The sequence below is a fragment of the Marinococcus halophilus genome, from assembly GCF_900166605.1.
Lineage (GTDB): Bacteria > Bacillota > Bacilli > Bacillales > Marinococcaceae > Marinococcus > Marinococcus halophilus.
Genome location: NZ_FVZD01000006.1, coordinates 506,209 through 525,844, shown reverse-complemented (window position 1 = coordinate 525,844; position 19,636 = coordinate 506,209). Strand labels below are relative to the sequence as shown.

The following is a 19,636-nucleotide window of genomic DNA, read 5'->3' as shown; positions in this document are numbered from 1 at the left end:
AGCTCAGGGCATTAAATGCCTTGAGCTTTTTTATATACTTTGGTTTTCGCTTTAAACCGAACTTGATACCCAGGCCGGCTGATTAACATAGTGTACGCTCGAGCCAAACGGCGCCGGTTTGGCTGTTTCTATACGGAAGCTTGGATAGTCTTCCTGGATCGCCCGTTTCACCTCTTCACCCTTGCCGTTTGGAACAAAGCAGAGAATAGTTGGGCCCGCGCCGCTTAAGGCTGCTCCATAGGCCCCATACTGGCGTATGCCGCTAAGCATTTCCTCGAGACCGGGTACCATATCGGCACGGTACGGATGATGAAAAACGTCCCGTACCATCATTTCCCCGGCCATTTTCCAATCTTCTTTTAAGATAGCTGCAACCAGCACATTGCTTACGGCGCTTCCATGAATAGCAGTTGCGTAAGGGAGCTCGGATGGCAGCGCACCTCTTGCTTCTTTTGTTAAAAGCTCATTGTCAGGAATCGCAAGCACAAGATCCACGTCCGGTACACCGCAGTGCATAACATGCGTTTTTTCTTCCCCGTATGCACCGACGATCAGGCCTCCATACAGTGAAGGCCCGACGTTGTCCGGATGTCCTTCCCAGCCGCTGGCGAACTGCATCTTTTCTTCCTTGGACCGATGCATGCCACCCATTTCGTCTGCCAGTTCGATACCAGCAATAATTGCCGAAGCACTGCTTCCTAATCCTCTTGCGAGTGGAATATCACTTACCATTTCTACACGGCAGGGGGACAGTTCCACCTCGTATTCAGCCGCATAGGCTACAGCCGCCTGATAAACAAGGTTCTCCTCTTTGTTTGGCAGACCGCTGAGCTCAGACGAATTCGAGAAAAATTCCCACTCGTCCGCCCGGTCGATATAAAGCGTAAGATAGCGGTTGACTGCTAGCCCCACAGAATCAAACCCAGGTCCTAAATTCGCTGAACTGGCCGGCACAGTGATCGACAATCTTTTATCAGCCACGAACGACTCCTCCCTTGATATGCTCCATAAATGCTTCCTCATTATTTGGAATAACCGTTGGTTTCACAGTCACTTTATCAATTGCTGTACTCGGGTCTTTCAGTCCGTTCCCGGTAAGAACACAGACGACCGAAGAACCTTTTTTAATTTTCCCGCTTTCGATCTGTTTTTTCAGTCCCGCCAGTGACGCACAGGAAGCTGGTTCTGCAAAAACGCCTTCTGTTTTGGCAAGCAGCTGATACGCTTCAACGATTTCATCGTCTGTCACCATGTCAATACGGCCGTCTGACTCTTCTGTTACCCGGATCGCTTTATCCCAGCTTGCCGGATTACCAATACGTATAGCTGTAGCAATCGTTTCCGGATCTTTAACGACTTCGCCGCGTACGATGGCGGCTGCCCCTTCTGCTTCAAAGCCAAGCATGTTCGGAAGGCCCGTCTGATGCTGCTCATGGTACTCTTTAAAACCTTTCCAGTATGCTGTAATGTTTCCAGCATTACCAACCGGGATACAAAGGGCATCCGGGGCTTTCCCAAGCGCTTCACAGACTTCATAAGCAGCGGTTTTCTGCCCTTCAATCCGGTAAGGATTCACTGAATTGACGAGCGTAATTGGTTCTTTTTCACTGATGTTCCGGACGATTTCGAGCGCGTTATCAAAGTTGCCCTGGATTTCAAATACTTCAGCTCCGTACATAACAGCCTGAGCCAGCTTCCCGAGCGCAATCTTTCCTTCCGGAATGACAACAATCGTGCGGAGACCAGCTCTTGTTCCATAGGCAGCAGCCGCTGCAGAGGTGTTTCCTGTGGAAGCGCAGATGATGGCTTCGCTTCCCTCTTCTTTCGCTTTTGCTACCGCCATCACCATGCCCCGGTCTTTAAACGAGCCCGTCGGGTTGGTGCCTTCTGTTTTCACATGAATGTTTACGCCCCATTCTTCCGACAGGCGTTCTAGTGGTATTAACGGCGTGTTGCCTTCATTCAAGGAAAGCGCCGGCGTGTTTTCTGTTACCGGTAAAAAATCTTTGTACTGCTTTAAAAGTCCCTGCCAAGCACTCATTTAGCTTCCTCCCTCTACACGGTAGCTGCTTTTAATATCTATTACGACATCAAGGCTGTGTAATGCCTGTTGCAGCCGCTTGTATACATCAAGTGATGTGGTATGTGTAATAATAACGATTTCTGCGGTGTTTACCATTCCTTCTACCGGCCACTGGACCAGACGTTCAAAGCTCACATCCTCTTCTGCAAAGATTGAAGTAAGGGCTGCAAAGGTGCCGGTGGCGTCCTTGACGTGCAGGCGGAGGAAGTATTTTGAAAACACTTCGCTGTCCGGCTTGATATGCTTTTCATTCAGCGGCTCTCCCACGTGCTGGCCGCTGACACCAAGGCGCATATTGCGTACAGACGTGACAAGATCCGAGACAACCGCCGTGGCTGTTGGAAGCGCTCCGGCTCCCGGGCCGTAGAACATTGTCTCTCCTACCGCTTCCCCGTAAATATATACAGCGTTGTATTCATTTTGTACCGAAGAAAGCGGATGATCGTTTGGCAGCATCATTGGCTGTACTGCAAGCTCCACCTTTCCATGTTTCCGTTCGGCCAGGCCAATGAGCTTTAACGTATAACCCATCTGCCGGCAGTAAGCCAGGTCATCTGTTGTAATGGAGGTGATCCCTTCTACCGTAACGTCTGAAAGCTCCACATTCATAGAAAAGCCAAGATTGGCCAGGATAGCTACTTTTCTGGCAGCATCAAGGCCCTCGACATCCGCAGTAGGATCGCTTTCTGCAAACCCAAGTTCCTGCGCTTCGAGCAGAACTTCCTGATACGGCCGGTCATCCTGGCTCATCTTCGTCAGTACATAGTTGGTCGTTCCGTTTACGATACCCATCATTTTCGTAATCCGGTCAGAGGCCAGTCCTTCCGTAAGGCCGCGCAGCACCGGAATGCCGCCGGCTACACTTGCTTCATAAAACAAATCACAGTGGTTATCTGCTGCGATTTTCAGCAGCTCCGCTCCGTGCAGAGCCATCAAGTCTTTATTTGCGGTAACGACGCTTTTTCCCTCCTGCAGGGCCTGGGTAATATACTTTCTTGCCTGGTCCACACTTCCCATTACTTCAATAACCGTGTGTATCTCCGGGTCGCCAAGCACCTCATCCGCCTCCAGCGTCAGCTGGTCTTCCCGCAAATTCACCTGGCCGGTCCGCGGCTTTTCCAAATCACGCACCAGGGCTTTTTTTAAAAACACATCAGCACCAACCTGGTGCTGAAGCTCTTGTTTGTGCTCTTCAAGCAGCTGTGCCACGCCGGCTCCCACCGTTCCAAATCCAAGCATTCCTACGGCAATTTTCTCCATACCTGCTACACTCCTAACTCCCTCTAAAACCTTTATTGCGTTCTTTATTTATATAATGTTTATTTTAGGTAAACAAATGTCTTTCTATAAAGGACATTATAACGATATTATTTTCAACTCGCAACCATTATAGCAAAAAAAGCTATAGATATTCAGCCCACTCTGCCAGTGTTTCCACCTGGCAGACAGGCGGAGTTTCTTTAGCCGCTGCAGCCTCCCTGCTGGTAACTCCAGTATTCACATGAATGGTATCTATTCCCGCCCGCACTCCGGCTAGAATATCGGTATCGTAATTGTCCCCGATTAAAGCTACTTCGTCTTTGGAGAGGCCGAGCGCCTGCATCGCCATGTCCACCATAATTGGCTGTGGTTTACCGATAAATTTTGGATTTTTCTGCGAAGCTGTTGTGACCACAGCAGTAAGGGCCCCGTTACCTGGATGAAATCCCTGCTCAGTCGGTACAGCGGCATCTTCATTGGTGGAAATAAACATAGCCCCATTTCGAACTGCCTCCGTCGCCTTACTCAGTTTATCGTATGTAATACCGCGGTCCAGTCCCATAACTACAGCGTCCGGTTCATTTTCCGTAAGCCGGAACCCGTAACCCTCCAGCGCTTCCTCCAGACCCTGCTCCCCTACAACATACACAGAAGCAGCAGGAGTCTGCTCATGCAGATATCTAGCCGTTGCAAGCGACGTTGTCATCACCTGGTCTGCTTCGCACTTCACTCCCATTCCTGCTAGCCGTTCGGCTACTGTTTCGGGGGAGGAGGTAGAGTTGTTAGTCATATATAAATGCGGAATCCCTCTCTCACGAAGCTGATTTACAAACTGTACAGCTTCCGGGATCGGCTCACTCCCCCGGTACATAGTCCCGTCCAGATCAATCAAATAAGCTTTGTACTTTTTCATAGCTGTTCATCTCCTCTACTCCTTCTTATCCTTCTCTTCCGGCAGAAAGGCAGATACCGGGCCAAGCTCCTCTTCCAGGTAATTTCTTACCGCCGGGCTTACTTTTCGTACAGCAGGCTCTGCTTCGTCAAGTACCTGCTGGACCTCGGCAAATGGAATAGCAGTAAATTCCTGCACGAGTTTTTTCCGGAAGGCGACCAGTGGCTTAAGTTTACGGATCACTTCAGTGTCGAGCACCTCTTCATCTTCAAGGATATCGAGAATATCTTCATAGCTGCCAGGATCCCTCATAATAAAACCATCAATCATCTGGTTCCCAACGTCTATCAGTGCTTCAATCCACCCGTGAGCAAGTCTTTCAAGCGCAAGCTGTGTACCGGCTGCGCCTTCCTCCCGGATCTGTCCATACACACGCCCGAGTCTTTCCATATACTGCAGGCGGTCTTCAATTTGCTTTCGGTCTACAAAATACATGCTTCTTCCTCCTTTTCTCAACTTCTATGGTAGCATATCGTGCCGGACCTGCAGTTAAAACTCCACTGAAGGAGGCTTATAAATGTGATAAGATAGATAAGCATTTTGCAGGTTTTACATATACCTCTTCATACAGGAAAGGATGATACTTATGGATAGAGAATTGGCGCTTGAAATAGTACGTGTTACCGAGGCTGCCGCTGTTTCTTCCGCCCAGTGGCTTGGGCGTGGAAAAAAAATAGAAGCGGATGATGCCGCTACGACTTCAATGAGAACTATGTTTGATTCCGTCCACTGCCGCGGGACGGTCGTGATCGGGGAAGGAGAACTCGACGAAGCTCCTATGCTTTATATTGGAGAAGAAGTTGGGGACGGGGAAGGCCCTGAGGTCGATATCGCCGTTGACCCGCTCGAAGGCACAAATATCGTTGCGAGCGGCCGGGCCAACGCTGTGGCTGTTATTGCAATCGGGGACCGCGGCACGCTTCTTCATGCACCGGACATGTACATGGAAAAAATCACCGTTGGGCCGGAAGCGGCAGGGAGTGTCCGTCTGGATGACCCAATCGAGACTACTATCGATATAATTGCGAAAACAAATAATAAGCGCGTCAGGGATGTAACGGTCATCATTCAGGACCGGGAGCGCCACCAAAAGCTCATTGATCGTGTGCGTGCTAAAGGCGCACGGGTAAAGCTATTCGGGGACGGAGACGTCGGAGCTTCCATTGCAGCTGCGCTTCCGCGCACTGGCATTGATTTGTTTCTTGGCACCGGAGGGGCACCGGAAGGCGTCATTTCTGCTGCCGCTATTAAGGCCCTGGGCGGAGACATGCAGGCTCGTCTTGTGCCTTCAGACGTTGAAGAGGAAGAGCGCTGCATAGCTATGGGCATTACAGACACGAGCAAAGTACTTCAGCTGTCTGACCTCGTTAAAGGCGATGATGCTATCTTTGCAGCGACCGGGGTATCAAGCGGCGAGCTGCTTGACGGAGTTCGTTTTCTCGGTGGAGATCTTGCCGAAACTGATTCAATTGTCATGCGCGCGAAAACCCGCACGGTCCGCTACATTAGAGCCCATCACCATCTTGACTATAAGCCCCATCTTCTTGCGGAAGAATAAACGTAAAAACCCCCGGGCCCGGGGGTTTTTACGTTAATGATTCTTTTGTTTCTTCCTGCGCTTCTTCCTTTTGTTCCTGGCGCACCTTTTTCAGCACAAAATAGGCGCAGCCAAAATTGCAGTATTCCAATAAATAATCTTCAAGTGTACCAATTTTAAAATCGTGGGGGACTTTTTTGCGGTCGTTTTCAAAAAAACCACGCATGCGGAGCTGCTCGTGCCCCCAGTCCCCGACAACGTAATCATATTTATTCAGCACTTCGCTGTAGCGTTCTTTAAATGCTTCTTCACTCCAACCGTTTCGAAAGTCTTCAAGCAATTCATACCGCTGCCCCTGAACTCGAATCAATGAGCTCCCTCCTTTGCTGAGCTGGTCCTTCCAAAAGAAAAACCAGCATCCGAAAATAGGAACTGGTTTTTCCAAGGACGGTCTCTCACTTATTGATACTTGCTTGCTTCCATCTGCACCTGTGCTTCGTTCACCTGCTCGTCAGCATGGTAGGAAGAGCGGACAAGCGGACCAGATTCACAGTGGCTGAAACCTTTTGTCATTGCAATTTCTTTCAGCTCCGCAAATTCCTCCGGCGTATAATATCTTTGTACTTTTAAATGCTTTTTCGTTGGCTGCAGGTACTGACCGATCGTCATGATATCCACGTCATGTGCCCGCAGATCGTCCATCGCCTGAATGATTTCCTCTTTTGTCTCCCCAAGGCCGACCATCAGGCTCGACTTGGTTGGAATATCTGGATGAAGTTCTTTGGAATACTGAAGAAAATCGAGGGAACGACGATATTTCGCCCTGGCACGAACCCGCGGTGTTAACCGCTCTACCGTTTCAATATTATGATTCAGAATGTTCGGGCGTGCTTCCATTAAAATGTCCAAATTTTCCGGGGTGCCGGACATGTCGGATGGCAGCACTTCAATTGTTGTGCCCGGGTTTTTTCTGCGCACAGCCCGAATGGTTTCAGCAAACACTTCTGATCCGCCGTCTTTAAGGTCATCTCTCGCTACGGCTGTAATAACAACGTGCTTCAGTCCCATTTGTTCGACGGACTCTGCGACACGTTCCGGCTCGCCCCAGTCCAGTTCGTTTGGAAGGCCGGTTTTAACAGCGCAGAAGCGACAGCCACGCGTACAGGTATCACCGAGGATCATAAATGTAGCTGTTTTCCTGACTGCCCAGCATTCGTGAATATTCGGGCATCTGGCTTCTTCACATACCGTGTGAAGATTTTTCTCCCGCATCATTTTTTTCAGCCCTTTGTAGGACTCGTTGGTGTTAAGCTTTATTTTCAGCCATTCCGGCTTGCGGATGTATTCTTCCGTTTTTGCCATGATGCTCTCACTCCCAGTTATGAATAATAAAAAGCCTGATTGTGCTCTATCTGTAGTATATGTTTGATTAGACTGGCCAGCTTTTACTGTTTTCCTTTATACTTTAACACGTTCCACAGGTTCAGACAATTCATAGCCGTCCTTCTCTATCACCCGCAAATTCGTTAGCAAAGCGGAAAAGAACACAGTTCAGTATGCAAAAAAGCAGCCCGGCTGCTGTATACTCCCGGGCTGCTTCGTTTTATTTCTGCTTGGAGGCTTTTCTGGCATTTAACAGGCTTGCCACAAGTCCGCCCCATATAATAACCATTCCTACGACCATTGTTATGATTGCTCCGGCTGTCAATTTACTCTGCCTCCTCTTTGGATAAGCCTTTCCAGCGTATGAAGGACATAATGATACCTGCCACTAGCGCAGCAAGGGCAACCGCCCAACCGCTGGCAAAAATAAATCCGTCAGTATACCCGGCATAGTTGCCGTTTTCGGTATCAAACTGTTTCAGAATATTTTGCAGGAACAAATCAATCATCATATAGCCAAGCACAATCGGCGTAATAACGCCAAGACATACTTTCCACCAGCCGCCAAGGCGGATATCGGAAATTGCGTTGGCGTGCTGCTGGAATTCCGGAAGCTTGCGTAGTACCCAGGCGATCAGCACTACTTCCACCAGGCCGAGCAGAGCAACACCGAACTGATTGATAAAGTAATCTGCTGCGTCAAGGAAGTTCAGGCCGCCTCGTGTCGCAAATATAAGTGAACAGAGCGCTGCTGCACCGCCGCCGATACCGACTGCTTTCCCGCGCGTCCAGCCGAATTTTTCCTGCAGTCCTTTAATATACGTCTCGGCGATAGATATAAGTGACGATAATCCGGCCAGGGCGAGTGACAGGAAGAAAAGAACACCAAACAGGCCGCTGAGCGCTGGAAATTCACTGATAATCTGCGGAAAGACAACAAAGGCAAGTCCGACGCCGCCAGCTACGACTTCTTCCACCCCGACATTCAACTGCTGGGCCATAAACCCAAGAGCTGAGAAAACGCCGATCCCGGCAAGCAGTTCAAAGCTTGAGTTACTAAAGCCGGTAATAAAGGCATTGTTCGTAATGTCTGATTTCTTCGGCAGATAACTGGAATAGGTGATCATAATCGCAAAAGCGATGGATAAACTGAAGAAAATCTGTCCGTAAGCAGCGACCCAGACCCCGCCCTGTGTAAGCGCGCCAAAATCTGGTTCAAAGAAAGCCTGGAGCCCCTGGGCTGCACCTGGAAGAGTGACTGCACGAATACAAATGATTAAGAAAATAACGACGAGCGTCGGAATGAAAATCCGGTTCGCCAGCTCAATTCCGCGCTGGACTCCTTTAAATAATATGCCAAGCGCGACCGCCCAGACGATGATTAACGGGATAAGCACCCCAATCGTCATGCCGCCGAACTGGCCGGGAGCTGCCAGTTGAAGGTAGTCGTTGAATAAAAACGCTTCGGTGTCTGCCCCCCAGCTTAAATTAAACGAAAACACCGTGTAGGACAGCGCCCAGGCGATGATAACAGGATAATATGTAGAAATAACAAACGCTACCGCCACGGCCCACCAGCCGATCCATTCCACATTTTTGTTCAATTTTGAATACGTTCTTGGTGCTGCGCTCCGGTATTTATGACCCATGGTAAATTCCATGATCAGAAGCGGAATACCCGCTGTCAGCAACGCAAATAAGTATGGGATAAAAAACGCACCGCCGCCGTTCTCAAACGCAGTTGCCGGAAAGCGCCAAATGTTTCCGAGCCCTATCGCAGAGCCAACTGCTGCCATAATAAATCCAGCACGTGTGCCCCATTGTTCTCTTGCAGCCATGAAGCTTCCTCCTTTTTGTCTGTTACATGACTATGTGAACATCTGCTGATGCACAACTTTTGTCTGATAATTCATTATATTTATCTTTCTTTGCCTTGTCAAAGTGAAGAACAGAAAAGTTTTTCTGCAAGCGCTATCTTCTGTGATCTTTTCTTTTTCCCTTCTAGAGATGAAGAGAAAAAAGCCCTGCTGCACTTAAAACCCGGTGCGGCAGGACTTTTACTAAATTTATGAATTGTTTTTTCGTCTGTACGTAACATACCGGTGCGGATGCTTGTTTTTTTCATCCACAGGCCCCTCTTCCTTTTCAGCGATTTCCCATTCCGATTCGTTCCATTCGGGAAAGTACGTATCTCCCGGAACGTCTGCGTCGATATGGGTCAAATACATATAAGAGGCATCCGGCAACAGCTCTGTAAAAACACCACTGCCTCCGATAACGTAATACAGCTTCTCTTCTCCAGCAAGCCGGCGAATTTCTTCGATATCATGTACCACCTGCGCCCCCTCATGCGACCAGTCTGTATTGCCGGTAATAACGACATTAGTCCGGTACGGGAGCGGTCCATTCATCGATTCAAACGTTCTCCTGCCCATGATAACAGTACCGTGCTTGGTCACTTTCTGAAAATGCTTCAAATCAGCGGGCAGGTGCCAGGGAAGATCATTTCTATACCCAATTACCCGGTCGTTTGCCACTGCAGCTACAAATGCGATCATACAGACACCTCGCCTTTAATATGTGGATGCGGATCGTATCCTTCGAGAGAAAAGTCATCAATGGTGAAATCAAAGATAGAATCCACGTTCCGGGTAATTTTCATTTCCGGAAGGCTTCGCGGCTCCCGCTCCAACTGAGTCCTGATTTGTTCCACGTGGTTATTGTAAATGTGGGCATCTCCAAAGGTGTGAATGAACTCTCCCGGTTCAAGGTCACACACGTGCGCGATCATTTGCGTTAAGAGAGCATACGAAGCAATGTTAAACGGCACGCCCAGGAAAATATCTGCGCTCCGCTGATACAGCTGGCACGACAATTTTCCGTCCTGCACGTAAAATTGAAAGAGGCAGTGGCAGGGCGCAAGTGCCATCTCTTCAATTTCTGCGGCATTCCAAGCGCTGACGATCAGTCTTCTGGAGTCCGGATTTGTTTTGATCGCCTCCACGACGTCTGAAATCTGGTCCACCGTTTTGCCTCCTGCTCCTTCCCATGAACGCCACTGTTTGCCGTAGATCGGACCTAAATTGCCCTCTTCATCTGCCCAGGCGTCCCAGATTTTCACTTTGTTTTCTTTTAAGTAAGCAATGTTTGTTTCCCCCTGCAAAAACCAGAGCAGTTCATGAATAATGGAGCGCAGGTGCAGCTTTTTCGTGGTAATCACCGGGAAGCCCTGCTGCAGGTCAAAACGCATCTGCCAGCCAAAGGTGCTGATTGTTCCGGTGCCGGTTCTATCGTCTTTCTGCCCGCCATTTTCAAGCACGTGCCGGCAAAGATCTAAGTATTGTTTCACGTTTGTTCCTCCCTATGTTTGTACTTCTTTTGCAAAAGCACGGAAGCGCCTTCGAGCTTAATATCAAGCTGAAGGCTTTCCATTTTTCCATCTTGCTCAGGCGCCCGCAGTATACTGCTTTACGAGAACATCAGCTAAAATGTCGCGCATCATTTCCGGCATGTAATACCGCTTCGAGGCCGCATTCGATAGACCAGTGTATAACGGCCCAAGCGTAAACATATCAAGTGTAGCCAGCTCATAGGTCTCTGACGGGTCAAGCAGCTCCTGTCCAATCCAGACACTCCGTACGGTCCATTCTCCATACTCGTAGTCTGCTTTTACCTCCATCCCGCTGAATACCATATGGCCAAGCATTTCGCCGCGAAAACCAAAGCCCTTCAGCGGCAAACGGATCATTTCCTCCGTAAAGGCTTTTTTCACTACTTCTTCAAGCACATGCCCCTGCACTTCCACTACGCATGGATTAATTGGATGAGGACAGAGACGATGGATATCTTTTTTCGTCACCGGCCCAGCCGGCAGCGAATGAAGCAGCAGTCCCGAATTCAGCATGGATATCTCCGTTTTGCACCACTCCCGCAAACCGTGGGCAAGAAGAGAAGCAAACGGCGATTCCTGGGTCCACGATACAGATAACGGTTCTGCAATCTCTGTCACTACTTCATTCATATTCTTATCTGCTTCATCCTCGAGCGCCTCCAGAAGCCTTTCAGTAACCGGCGAAGGCTTCAGCCGGCGTACATCCACGGTTCTGCCAATAATGCCGGAGAGGCGCTTCGTTGGCCCGTCAAACTGTAGCTCAAGCTCTCCGGCATGCGTGCCGAACTTGCCACACTGCGTAATCAATGTATTGTGCATCCATTCCGGATCTTCAAGCAGATGGTGGGTATGCGCCCCCAAAATAACATCAAAATCATACGAAGAAGCGAGCTCCAGGTCCTTAGGATAACCCAGATGCGACATTAAAATCATAACGTCTGCCTGTTCCCGGAGCTCGGGTAAATACTCCTCTATCACCTGCTCTGGCTCTGTAATTTTCCAGTCCAGGCCGTCATAAAACGGATAAAAAGGGACGGTAACGCCAAGCAGGCCAATCCGCACTCCCTCTGCTGTTGTATGAATGGTATACGGCTCCGCCCAGCTGGGACGCCGGCCATCTGTATCGAACAAATTGGCCAGGAGCACTTGAAACTCTGCTTCATCGTACATATGATGCAGCTCTTCCTTTGCGAACGTAATGCCTTCATTGTTTCCAATCGTAGCATATCGAATCCCGGCTTCGTTCATCAGCTCCACATTCCCTTTTCCATGTGTGGCCTCCGTGACTGCATGCACCCGGTCGGTGTGATCCCCGAGGTCAAGGAGAAGCACTGACTCTCCCCGTTCCTGGCGGAATTTTTCCCGTTCTTTCAAAAAAGCTGCTGTGCGTGTCCATTGGTCAAGATCGCTGTGAATATCATTTGTATGGTACAGGTAAACAGAAAAACTGGAGGACAATAGGTCTCACCGCCTTTGGACTCGTTCCCTCCTGCTGAGATGCTGAACGAGTGCATTTCATCTTCTTTTATCTTACTACGAATCACGGGTCTCGTCATTAAAGAGAGAGGTTTGTTTTGGAGTCAGCCCCTCATATTCTATGCCGGAGAGCTCTAGCAGCCGGCGTGCATTCGGAGCCGCGTGACGCTCGGAATTGTTATTAAAGATCATGTACACGTCGCTGCTTTCTTTCTGCAGTCGTTCTGCCCGTGCCTGCCATTCCTGAAGCTCTGTATCAGAATAGTTATAGCGATAACGCACCTTCCGCCATTCCTGACCGCGTGCCGGCTTCAGCCAGGCGTTCTTATCACGTCCGTGCAGACGGATCAGCGTTTTGGAAGACGTAGTCGCTTCCTCCACGATTGGTACCGACCCGCCTTCAATCTGCGGTTCATCTACCACCGAATGAATCCAGTCTTCATTTTTCATGAATTCGAGCGTTTTTTCCCGAAACTCCGGATGGAACCATGATTCATGCCGGAATTCAAGGGCGCAGGGAAATTCGTGCAGCTGGTCTCTTAAATAGCGAAGATAGTCCACGTTTTCCCGATTGCACTCAAACCAGGGTGGAAACTGGCAAAGCACCATCGCTAATTTGCCTGCTTCTTTCATCGGGCGCACTGACAGAGCGTACTGTTCGAACATTTCCTGCTTTGATTCATATTTACTCGGACCCCGCTGGTGCCCGGTCATCTCCTGATAGGCTTTCATAATAAACCGGAACGAATCCGGCGTCTCCCGCAGCCATTTATCGATATTTTTCTTGGGCTGGATCGCGTAGAAGGAGGAATCCACTTCTACTGTCGGGAAATATTTGCTGTATTCTTTCAGCTTGTCTGTTTGCTTTAATCCTTTCGGATAGAGAGAGTCATGATCCCCCCAGCCGGTTAATCCAACGTATATCATCATTTATTCACCTCTCTGTTCTTTTCACGTTCTTCTTTAAAATAAAACAAAAAAACTGCCCTTTTCAGAGCAGTAATAGCTCTTCCAAGGACAGTTTCCCCTGTTTCGTACTGGACTCGGAAATTAACCGATCGAGCCTTCCATTTCAAAGCTGATCAAGCGGTTCATTTCTACGGCATATTCCATTGGCAGTTCTTTTGTAAACGGCTCAATGAAGCCCATAACGATCATTTCAGTTGCTTCCTGTTCACCAACGCCGCGGCTCATCAGATAGAAGAGCTGCTCTTCTGATACTTTGGAAACCGTTGCTTCGTGCTCAAGAGCAATATTGTTGTTATAAATTTCGTTGTACGGAATGGTATCCGAAGTGGATTCATTATCCATAATCAACGTATCACATTCGATTTTCGATTTGGAACCGTCAGACTTACGTCCGAAGTTCGCAATGCCGCGGTACGTTACTTTTCCGCCCTGTTTCGAAATAGATTTCGAAACGATAGTGGAGGAACAGTTAGGAGCCAGGTGCATTACCTTCGCGCCTGCGTCCTGATGCTGGCCGCGGCCGGCGATAGCGATGGAAAGAACAGTACCTTTCGCACCTTCACCGCGCATAATAATCGATGGATATTTCATCGTCAGTTTAGAACCGATGTTACCGTCAACCCATTCCATCGTAGCGCCTGCGTCTGCAACCGCCCGTTTAGTTACGAGGTTGTAAACGTTTGGAGCCCAGTTCTGGATAGTCGTATAACGGCAGTACGCGTCTTTCTTCACGATGATTTCAACAACGGCGCTGTGCAGGGAATCAGTGGAGTAGACCGGCGCGGTACAACCTTCCACATAGTGCACGGAGCTGCCTTCGTCTGCAATGATCAGCGTACGCTCAAACTGTCCCATGTTTTCCGAATTAATCCGGAAATAAGCCTGAAGCGGTGTTTCTACCTTTGCACCTTTTGGTACATAGATAAAGGAACCACCGGACCACACTGCAGAGTTTAGTGCCGAGAATTTGTTATCCGACGGCGGAATTACTTTGCCGAAGTGCTCGCGGAACAGCTCTTCGTTTTCTTTTACTGCAGTGTCAGTATCTTTAAACACGATTCCTTGCTCTTCAAGCTCTTTTTCCATGTTGTGGTATACAACTTCGGATTCGTACTGTGCTGATACCCCTGCCAGATACTTTTGCTCTGCTTCCGGAATACCGAGCTTGTCGAATGTGTTTTTGATTTCTTCCGGAACTTCATCCCAGGATTTTTCGGAACGCTCCGACGGTTTTACGTAGTACGTAATAGCGTCAAAGTCCAATCCGGAGAGATCGCCGCCCCATTGCGGCATTGGTTTTTTATAAAAAATTTCCAGAGATTTCAGACGGAAGTCAAGCATCCACTGAGGTTCTTCTTTAATTCTGGAGATTTCTTCTACAATTTCTTCTGTGAGGCCTTTACCAGAACGGAAAATGGAAACGTCTTTGTCATGAAAACCATACTGATAGTCTTCACCAATTTCCGGCATTTGTTTTGCCATATGAAAATACCTCCTTAGAGTCAGGAATGAACATAGCCATCCCCGCTGTGTTTCAAGTACGTTGCTGTATTATGAACGGTCTTCTTCTTCCACTAACCCTTTTTCCATGGCCTTCCACGCAAGTGTTGCGCATTTAATGCGGGCGGGAAACTTCGTAACGCCCTGCAGGGCTTCGATATCGCCAAGGTCGTATTTCGTATCGTCGATCTCTTCGCCCTGCATTAACTGCGAAAACATCTGCGCCATATCCAGTGCTTCTTCGACAGTGTGACCTTTTACGGCCTCCGTCATCATCGAAGCAGAGGATAAACTGATCGAGCAGCCTTCTCCAACAAATCTTGCATCGGAGATTTTTTCTTCTTCCACCTTCAGCTGAAGCTGGATGCGATCGCCGCATGTTGGGTTGTTCATGTTGACATGAAGTGTCTCTTCCTCCAGGTCACCTTTGTTTCTTGGATTTTTGTAGTGATCCATGATGACCTGGCGGTAAAGTGTATCTAAATTATGCGAAGACATCACCGAAATACTCCTTTACTCTTATTAACCCCTCTGCCAAAGCATCAATATCTTCTGTGGAGTTGTAAAGATAAAAACTGGCACGGGCGGTAGAGGCTACATCGAGCCACTTCATTAACGGCTGCGCACAATGATGGCCGGCGCGTACCGCAATGCCTTCTGCATCAAGAACGGTGGCGACATCATGTGGATGCACATCCTGTACATTAAACGTCATAATGCCTGTACGTTCTTTTGGTCCGTATACTTCCAGACCATCCACCGCCGATAATTGCTTGAGCGCGTATTGGCCGAGCTCTTTTTCGTGAGCAGCAATGTCATCCAGGCCTATCTCTTTCAGGAAATCAATTGCTGCTCCTAGACCAATAGCACCAGCAATGATCGGTGTGCCCCCTTCAAACTTCCACGGGGTTTCTTTCCATGTTGAATCATAAAGCCCGACAAAGTCAATCATTTCGCCGCCAAATTCCACCGGTTCCATATTTTCCAGAAGAGATTTTCTGCCATAAAGAACACCGATCCCTGTCGGGCCGCCCATTTTGTGTCCGGAGAAGGCGTAAAAGTCCACGTCCAGGTCCTGCACGTCCACCGTCATGTGCGGGACGCTCTGGGCACCGTCTACGACGATGATCGCTCCGTGTTCATGGGCGATAGCGGCAATATCTTTAATGGGGTCCACCGTGCCAAGTACGTTTGAGACGTGACTGACGGCAACAATTTTTGTTTTTTCGGAAACAGCTTTGCGTACATTTTCTGCCGTCACCGTTCCGTCTGCTTCAAGCTCCACATACCGGAGATGGGCTCCGTTACGTTTTGCTGCCTGCTGCCACGGAATAAGATTGGAATGATGTTCTTTTTCTGTCAGGACGATTTCATCGCCTTCCTGCAGATGAGCATCTCCGTAGCTTGAAGCCACCGTGTTAATGCCGACTGTCGTGCCGCGGTTGAAAATGATCTGCTGGGAGGAGGGGGCATTGATGAAGGCACGGACTTTTTCCCGGGCTCCTTCGTATTCATCCGTCGCCATGCTTCCAAGTGTATGCACCCCGCGGTGGACATTGGAATTATAGCGGCGGTAGTAATCATTAACCGCTTCAATGACCTGCAGCGGTTTTTGGGAAGTAGCCGCCGAGTCAAGATAGACCAGCGGGCTTCCGTTTACTTCCTGCTGCAGTATAGGAAACTGTTCACGAATGGCTTTTACATCCATTAGTATACTTTCCTTTCAATTACCTCCGTCAGACGATCTTTCACAGCTTGAATTGGCAGTGCGTCCACTACTGGAGCGAGGAAGCCATGAATAATCAGCCGTTCTGCTTCTGTTTGCGGAATCCCGCGGCTCATCATGTAATAAAGCTGAACCGGGTCAACGCGGCCGACAGAAGCTGCGTGGCCGGCTGTAACATCGTCTTCATCGATAAGGAGAATTGGGTTCGCGTCGCCACGTGCACGTTCACTGAGCATAAGCACACGCTCGGTTTGCTCTCCGTTAGCTTTTGTTGCCCCGTGCTCAATCTTATTAACGCCGTTAAAGATAGCAGAAGCTTTGTCTTTCATAACACCGTGAGTCAAAATCTGGCCATCCGTATTTTTACCAAACTGGATAATATGGGCCCAGAAGTTCTGGCTCTGCTCTCCACGGCCAATAGCCACGGATTTTTTATCAGAAGTCGAACCATCGCCTACAAGTGCAGTCGTGTTGTCCGATACTGTATTTCCTTCATTCATCTGGCCAAGTGCCCAGTCGATGCTTGCGTCCTTAAGTGCGTAGCCGCGGCGGTTAGTGTAAACCGTGGTCGCCTTCTCTAAGTGATCCACGCCGCCAAAGGAAACGTTCGCGCCTTCTTCGGCATAAACTTCTGCAATTGCATTAACTACAGAAGGCGTTTCGGTATCATAAGAAACGTAGTTCTCAAGATACGTCACTTCACTGTTTGCTTCTGCTACAATAACTACGTGGTTGAACAGCCCCATATCGGCCTGCTCCAGCCAATAGATTGCTTGAAGCGGCGCTTCCACTTTTACATTTTTCGGCACATAGATGAATGTCCCCCCGTTCATCAGAGCTACGTTGAGCGCTGTGAAGCGATGCTCATCCACCTGTACGGCATTGCCCATGAAATAACGTTCGAGCAGATCGCCGTGCTCGATGGCCGCCGTTGCGATATCTGTGAAAATAACGCCCTGCTCTTCAAGCGTGCTGCTTGCTTCATACAAAACCGTCTGGCCGTCTCTTTGCACGAGAAGATTTTGCTCTGTGGCGTTTTTATCAATAAGTCCCTGCACTTGTTCATGCAGTTCGTCCGACGAGGAAAAGGTTTCTTTCGAAGTGCCCTGGTGCTCAAATTCGGTAAAGTTCCACGTTTTAATGTTCGTTTTTTCCGGTTTTGGCAGCTCCAGCTTTTCTGACAGGCGGCTTGCGCTCAGGCGCTGCTCCTTCAGCCATTGTGGTTCATTTTGGTTGTTCGAAAAATCTTCGACATATTTTTCGTCGTATTTCCAAGTAGTATCTATAGACATCATTTCGCCTCCCCTGCTGTTAAAATTATTCCTGTGGTTCTCCAACGCGTTCGTTTTCAATGCCGAGTTCTTCTTTAATCCACTCATAGCCTTCGTTTTCAAGACGCTGGGCCAATTCGGCGCCGCCGGATTTAACAATACGTCCCTGCATCATAACGTGCACTTTATCCGGAGTGATGTAGTTCAAGAGGCGTTGATAGTGAGTGATGATTAAGCAGCCAAAGTCCGGGCTTTTCATGTCGTTTACGCCTTTGGAAACGACTTTGAGCGCGTCGATATCAAGACCGGAATCGATTTCGTCCAGGATAGCGATTTTTGGTTCCATCATAAGAAGCTGAAGAATTTCATTACGCTTTTTCTCACCGCCGGAGAAACCTTCGTTTAAATAACGCTGGGAGAACGATTCGTCAATTTCAAGCATGTTCATTTTTTCATCCATCTGGCGGATAAATTTCATCAGCTGGATTTCATTGCCTTCGCCGCGCTTAGCGTTAATGGCCGAACGCATAAAGTCAGAGTTCGTTACACCGCTCACTTCACTTGGATACTGCATTGCGAGAAAAAGACCTGCTCTTGCGCGCTCGTCGACTTCCATGTCGAGAACGTCTTCTCCGTCAAGAGTGATAGTTCCTTTAGTAATTTCATACTTCGGATGGCCCATCACTGCAGAAGCAAGCGTGGATTTCCCTGTTCCGTTTGGTCCCATGATTGCGTGAATTTCTCCGCCGTTCATTTCCAGATCGAAACCTTTAATGATTTCAGTACCTTCAATTTCTACGTGCAAATTCTCAATTTTCAAATTCGGCGTTGCCATTTTGCATACCTCCATATTTTGGAATCAAGCGGAAACCGCTGTTTTTTCTCTATTTATTATAATTATTATTTTATAACAAATATAAACTGACTTCAAGCAAACTCGCTTCATCTCCCGATACATTTCATTTTTAAGCTGCTATATGATAATAAAACGCATAGGAAATAAATGAGAATTCCTTGGCTTTATTCTCAATAAAAGCATTCATACAAAAAGGAGGGCGCCTATACAAACATTTGCAGGAACGACCCTCCTTGTTCAATGCTTTCCTTCATTCACCCTTACAGTATACCAAACCTCAGTGAGAAGTAAAAAAAGAAAAACTCTTTCAATGGAGATTCTCTTTTAGTTCTACTTAATACAAAAGACCGGACTTAGTCAACAAGTCCGGCCTGTCCGCTATTATTGCTCGGCAGGAATAACAGCTCCATCGTATTCTTCTTCAATAAATTGCTGTGTTTCTTCCGATTGCAATACCTCCACGAGCGTCTGAATCGTTTCATTATCTTCATCCTCTGCCCTCGCCGCTACCACATTGACATACGGATTGTCTTCCGGGCTTTCAAGCGCAATGGCATCTTCCTGTGGATTCAGGTCGGCATCAATCGCGTAGTTGGAGTTAATAAACACTGCATCCCCCTCGCCATTATTGTACACTTGCGGAAGTGTAGCCGCATCAATGTCCGCCTGGAACTGCAGATTTTTCGGATTTTCAGCAATATCCTCCACAGTTGCTTCCACACCGGCCCCTTCTTCAAGCGTAAGCATGCCTTCCTGTTCAAGCATCTGAAGGATCCGGCCGTGGTCTGCGACCGAGTTGCTCATAATTATTTCAGCCCCATCAGGAAGGGCATCAAGGCTGTCGTATTCCTGGGAATAAACACCGATAGGTTCTATGTGAATACCGCCCATGTTAACAAAATCATAGTTTTCGTTTTCTTCCATTTGATCTTCAAGATACGGAATATGCTGAAAATAGTTTGCATCAATTTCTTCCGAAGCCAACGCTTCGTTTGGAACAATATAGTCGTTGAAGGTTTCAATTTCAAGCTCGATATTTTCTTCTTCAAGCTGATCTTCGGCAAATTCCAGAATTTCGGCATGCGGTACACTCGTAGCCCCTACGGTAAGTGTTTGCGTGTCTTCTCCGGAACCGTCTCCTGATTCTGAATCAGATCCGCATGCTGCAAGTACCGCCGTGGAAAGTAATGAAACTCCAAGTAGTGTTTTCTTCATGAAAAATTCCCCCATTA

General features: G+C 48.3%; 20 protein-coding genes. 1 reads left to right on the top strand and 19 read right to left on the bottom strand.

Features of this window, described 5'->3' with window-relative positions; genetic code table 11:
- Positions 1-51: 51 nt before the first annotated feature.
- The 5 genes from thrB to B5066_RS08745 form a co-directional block, all read right to left on the bottom strand.
- Positions 52-1,023 (bottom strand): homoserine kinase, encoded by a 972-nt coding sequence (gene thrB / locus B5066_RS08765; RefSeq protein WP_079475557.1) that lies wholly within the window; start codon positions 1,021-1,023, stop codon positions 52-54.
- Positions 974-2,041, bottom strand: coding sequence for a threonine synthase (thrC, locus tag B5066_RS08760; protein WP_079475556.1), 1,068 nt, complete (start codon positions 2,039-2,041; stop codon positions 974-976). The genes thrB and thrC overlap by 50 nt, the downstream gene beginning before the upstream one ends.
- On the bottom strand, positions 2,042-3,343 hold the full coding sequence (locus B5066_RS08755; RefSeq protein WP_079475555.1) for a homoserine dehydrogenase: 1,302 nt from the start codon (positions 3,341-3,343) through the stop codon (positions 2,042-2,044). It lies immediately after the preceding gene.
- 142 nt (positions 3,344-3,485) lie between these two features.
- A complete protein-coding gene (locus B5066_RS08750) occupies positions 3,486-4,256 on the bottom strand; it encodes a TIGR01457 family HAD-type hydrolase (RefSeq protein ID WP_079475554.1) in 771 nt (256 codons plus the stop codon).
- Between the two features lie 15 nt (positions 4,257-4,271).
- Positions 4,272-4,730, bottom strand: coding sequence for a DUF86 domain-containing protein (locus tag B5066_RS08745; protein ID WP_079475553.1), 459 nt, complete (start codon positions 4,728-4,730; stop codon positions 4,272-4,274).
- Between the two features lie 151 nt (positions 4,731-4,881).
- On the opposite strand from B5066_RS08745, the gene glpX reads away from it, so the two are divergent.
- The gene (glpX, locus tag B5066_RS08740) at positions 4,882-5,853 is read left to right on the top strand and encodes a class II fructose-bisphosphatase (protein WP_079475552.1); all 972 of its coding nucleotides are present in this window, start codon (positions 4,882-4,884) and stop codon (positions 5,851-5,853) included.
- Between the two features lie 28 nt (positions 5,854-5,881).
- Here glpX and B5066_RS08735 read toward each other — a convergent pair whose 3' ends face one another.
- The 14 genes from B5066_RS08735 to B5066_RS08670 form a co-directional block, all read right to left on the bottom strand.
- Positions 5,882-6,202, bottom strand: a complete 321-nt coding sequence (locus tag B5066_RS08735; RefSeq protein ID WP_079475551.1) for a YutD family protein — start codon at positions 6,200-6,202, stop codon at positions 5,882-5,884.
- An 89-nt stretch (positions 6,203-6,291) separates the two neighbouring features.
- A complete protein-coding gene (gene lipA / locus B5066_RS08730) occupies positions 6,292-7,215 on the bottom strand; it encodes a lipoyl synthase (protein WP_261763981.1) in 924 nt (307 codons plus the stop codon).
- Positions 7,216-7,435: 220 nt separating this feature from the next.
- Positions 7,436-7,540, bottom strand: coding sequence for a methionine/alanine import family NSS transporter small subunit (locus B5066_RS08725; protein WP_079475549.1), 105 nt, complete (start codon positions 7,538-7,540; stop codon positions 7,436-7,438).
- A gap of 1 nt (position 7,541) precedes the next feature.
- Complete coding sequence (locus tag B5066_RS08720) at positions 7,542-9,053, bottom strand: sodium-dependent transporter (RefSeq protein WP_079475548.1); 1,512 nt, start codon at positions 9,051-9,053, stop codon at positions 7,542-7,544.
- A 228-nt stretch (positions 9,054-9,281) separates the two neighbouring features.
- Complete coding sequence (locus tag B5066_RS08715) at positions 9,282-9,773, bottom strand: dihydrofolate reductase (RefSeq protein WP_079475547.1); 492 nt, start codon at positions 9,771-9,773, stop codon at positions 9,282-9,284.
- Positions 9,770-10,564, bottom strand: coding sequence for a thymidylate synthase (locus B5066_RS08710; protein WP_079475546.1), 795 nt, complete (start codon positions 10,562-10,564; stop codon positions 9,770-9,772). The genes B5066_RS08715 and B5066_RS08710 overlap by 4 nt, the downstream gene beginning before the upstream one ends.
- Positions 10,565-10,660: 96 nt before the next feature.
- On the bottom strand, positions 10,661-12,064 hold the full coding sequence (locus tag B5066_RS08705; RefSeq protein WP_079475545.1) for a bifunctional metallophosphatase/5'-nucleotidase: 1,404 nt from the start codon (positions 12,062-12,064) through the stop codon (positions 10,661-10,663).
- A 75-nt stretch (positions 12,065-12,139) separates the two neighbouring features.
- On the bottom strand, positions 12,140-13,009 hold the full coding sequence (locus B5066_RS08700; protein WP_079476996.1) for a DUF72 domain-containing protein: 870 nt from the start codon (positions 13,007-13,009) through the stop codon (positions 12,140-12,142).
- A gap of 123 nt (positions 13,010-13,132) precedes the next feature.
- Positions 13,133-14,533 (bottom strand): Fe-S cluster assembly protein SufB, encoded by a 1,401-nt coding sequence (sufB, locus tag B5066_RS08695; protein WP_079475544.1) that lies wholly within the window; start codon positions 14,531-14,533, stop codon positions 13,133-13,135.
- Between the two features lie 69 nt (positions 14,534-14,602).
- Positions 14,603-15,049, bottom strand: coding sequence for a Fe-S cluster assembly sulfur transfer protein SufU (gene sufU, locus B5066_RS08690; protein ID WP_079475543.1), 447 nt, complete (start codon positions 15,047-15,049; stop codon positions 14,603-14,605).
- Positions 15,036-16,259, bottom strand: coding sequence for a cysteine desulfurase (locus B5066_RS08685; RefSeq protein WP_079475542.1), 1,224 nt, complete (start codon positions 16,257-16,259; stop codon positions 15,036-15,038). Before B5066_RS08685 ends, sufU begins: the two co-directional genes overlap by 14 nt.
- On the bottom strand, positions 16,259-17,569 hold the full coding sequence (sufD, locus tag B5066_RS08680) for a Fe-S cluster assembly protein SufD (RefSeq protein ID WP_079475541.1): 1,311 nt from the start codon (positions 17,567-17,569) through the stop codon (positions 16,259-16,261). Before sufD ends, B5066_RS08685 begins: the two co-directional genes overlap by 1 nt.
- A 25-nt stretch (positions 17,570-17,594) precedes the next feature.
- Entirely contained in the window at positions 17,595-18,383 is a 789-nt protein-coding gene (gene sufC, locus B5066_RS08675; RefSeq protein WP_022793930.1) for a Fe-S cluster assembly ATPase SufC, read from the bottom strand.
- Between the two features lie 402 nt (positions 18,384-18,785).
- Positions 18,786-19,619 (bottom strand): MetQ/NlpA family ABC transporter substrate-binding protein, encoded by an 834-nt coding sequence (locus B5066_RS08670; protein ID WP_079475540.1) that lies wholly within the window; start codon positions 19,617-19,619, stop codon positions 18,786-18,788.
- Between the last annotated feature and the right edge of the window lie 17 nt (positions 19,620-19,636).

Bases quoted from the DNA above. Each gene is read 5' to 3' on its own strand.
- B5066_RS08745 (WP_079475553.1), bottom strand. From the start codon at position 4,730: ATGTATTTTGTAGACCGAAAGCAAATTGAAGACCGCCTGCAGTATATG.
- sufB (WP_079475544.1), bottom strand. From the start codon at position 14,533: ATGGCAAAACAAATGCCGGAAATTGGTGAAGACTATCAGTATGGTTTT.
- B5066_RS08755 (WP_079475555.1), bottom strand. From the start codon at position 3,343: ATGGAGAAAATTGCCGTAGGAATGCTTGGATTTGGAACGGTGGGAGCC.
- thrC (WP_079475556.1), bottom strand. From the start codon at position 2,041: ATGAGTGCTTGGCAGGGACTTTTAAAGCAGTACAAAGATTTTTTACCG.
- thrB (WP_079475557.1), bottom strand. From the start codon at position 1,023: ATGAGGAAGCATTTATGGAGCATATCAAGGGAGGAGTCGTTCGTGGCT.
- B5066_RS08750 (WP_079475554.1), bottom strand. From the start codon at position 4,256: ATGAAAAAGTACAAAGCTTATTTGATTGATCTGGACGGGACTATGTAC.
- sufC (WP_022793930.1), bottom strand. From the start codon at position 18,383: ATGGCAACGCCGAATTTGAAAATTGAGAATTTGCACGTAGAAATTGAA.
- B5066_RS08720 (WP_079475548.1), bottom strand. From the start codon at position 9,053: ATGGCTGCAAGAGAACAATGGGGCACACGTGCTGGATTTATTATGGCA.
- B5066_RS08670 (WP_079475540.1), bottom strand. From the start codon at position 19,619: ATGAAGAAAACACTACTTGGAGTTTCATTACTTTCCACGGCGGTACTT.
- sufD (WP_079475541.1), bottom strand. From the start codon at position 17,569: ATGTCTATAGATACTACTTGGAAATACGACGAAAAATATGTCGAAGAT.
- B5066_RS08685 (WP_079475542.1), bottom strand. From the start codon at position 16,259: ATGGATGTAAAAGCCATTCGTGAACAGTTTCCTATACTGCAGCAGGAA.
- B5066_RS08715 (WP_079475547.1), bottom strand. From the start codon at position 9,773: ATGATCGCATTTGTAGCTGCAGTGGCAAACGACCGGGTAATTGGGTAT.
- sufU (WP_079475543.1), bottom strand. From the start codon at position 15,049: ATGTCTTCGCATAATTTAGATACACTTTACCGCCAGGTCATCATGGAT.
- glpX (WP_079475552.1), top strand. From the start codon at position 4,882: ATGGATAGAGAATTGGCGCTTGAAATAGTACGTGTTACCGAGGCTGCC.
- B5066_RS08700 (WP_079476996.1), bottom strand. From the start codon at position 13,009: ATGATATACGTTGGATTAACCGGCTGGGGGGATCATGACTCTCTCTAT.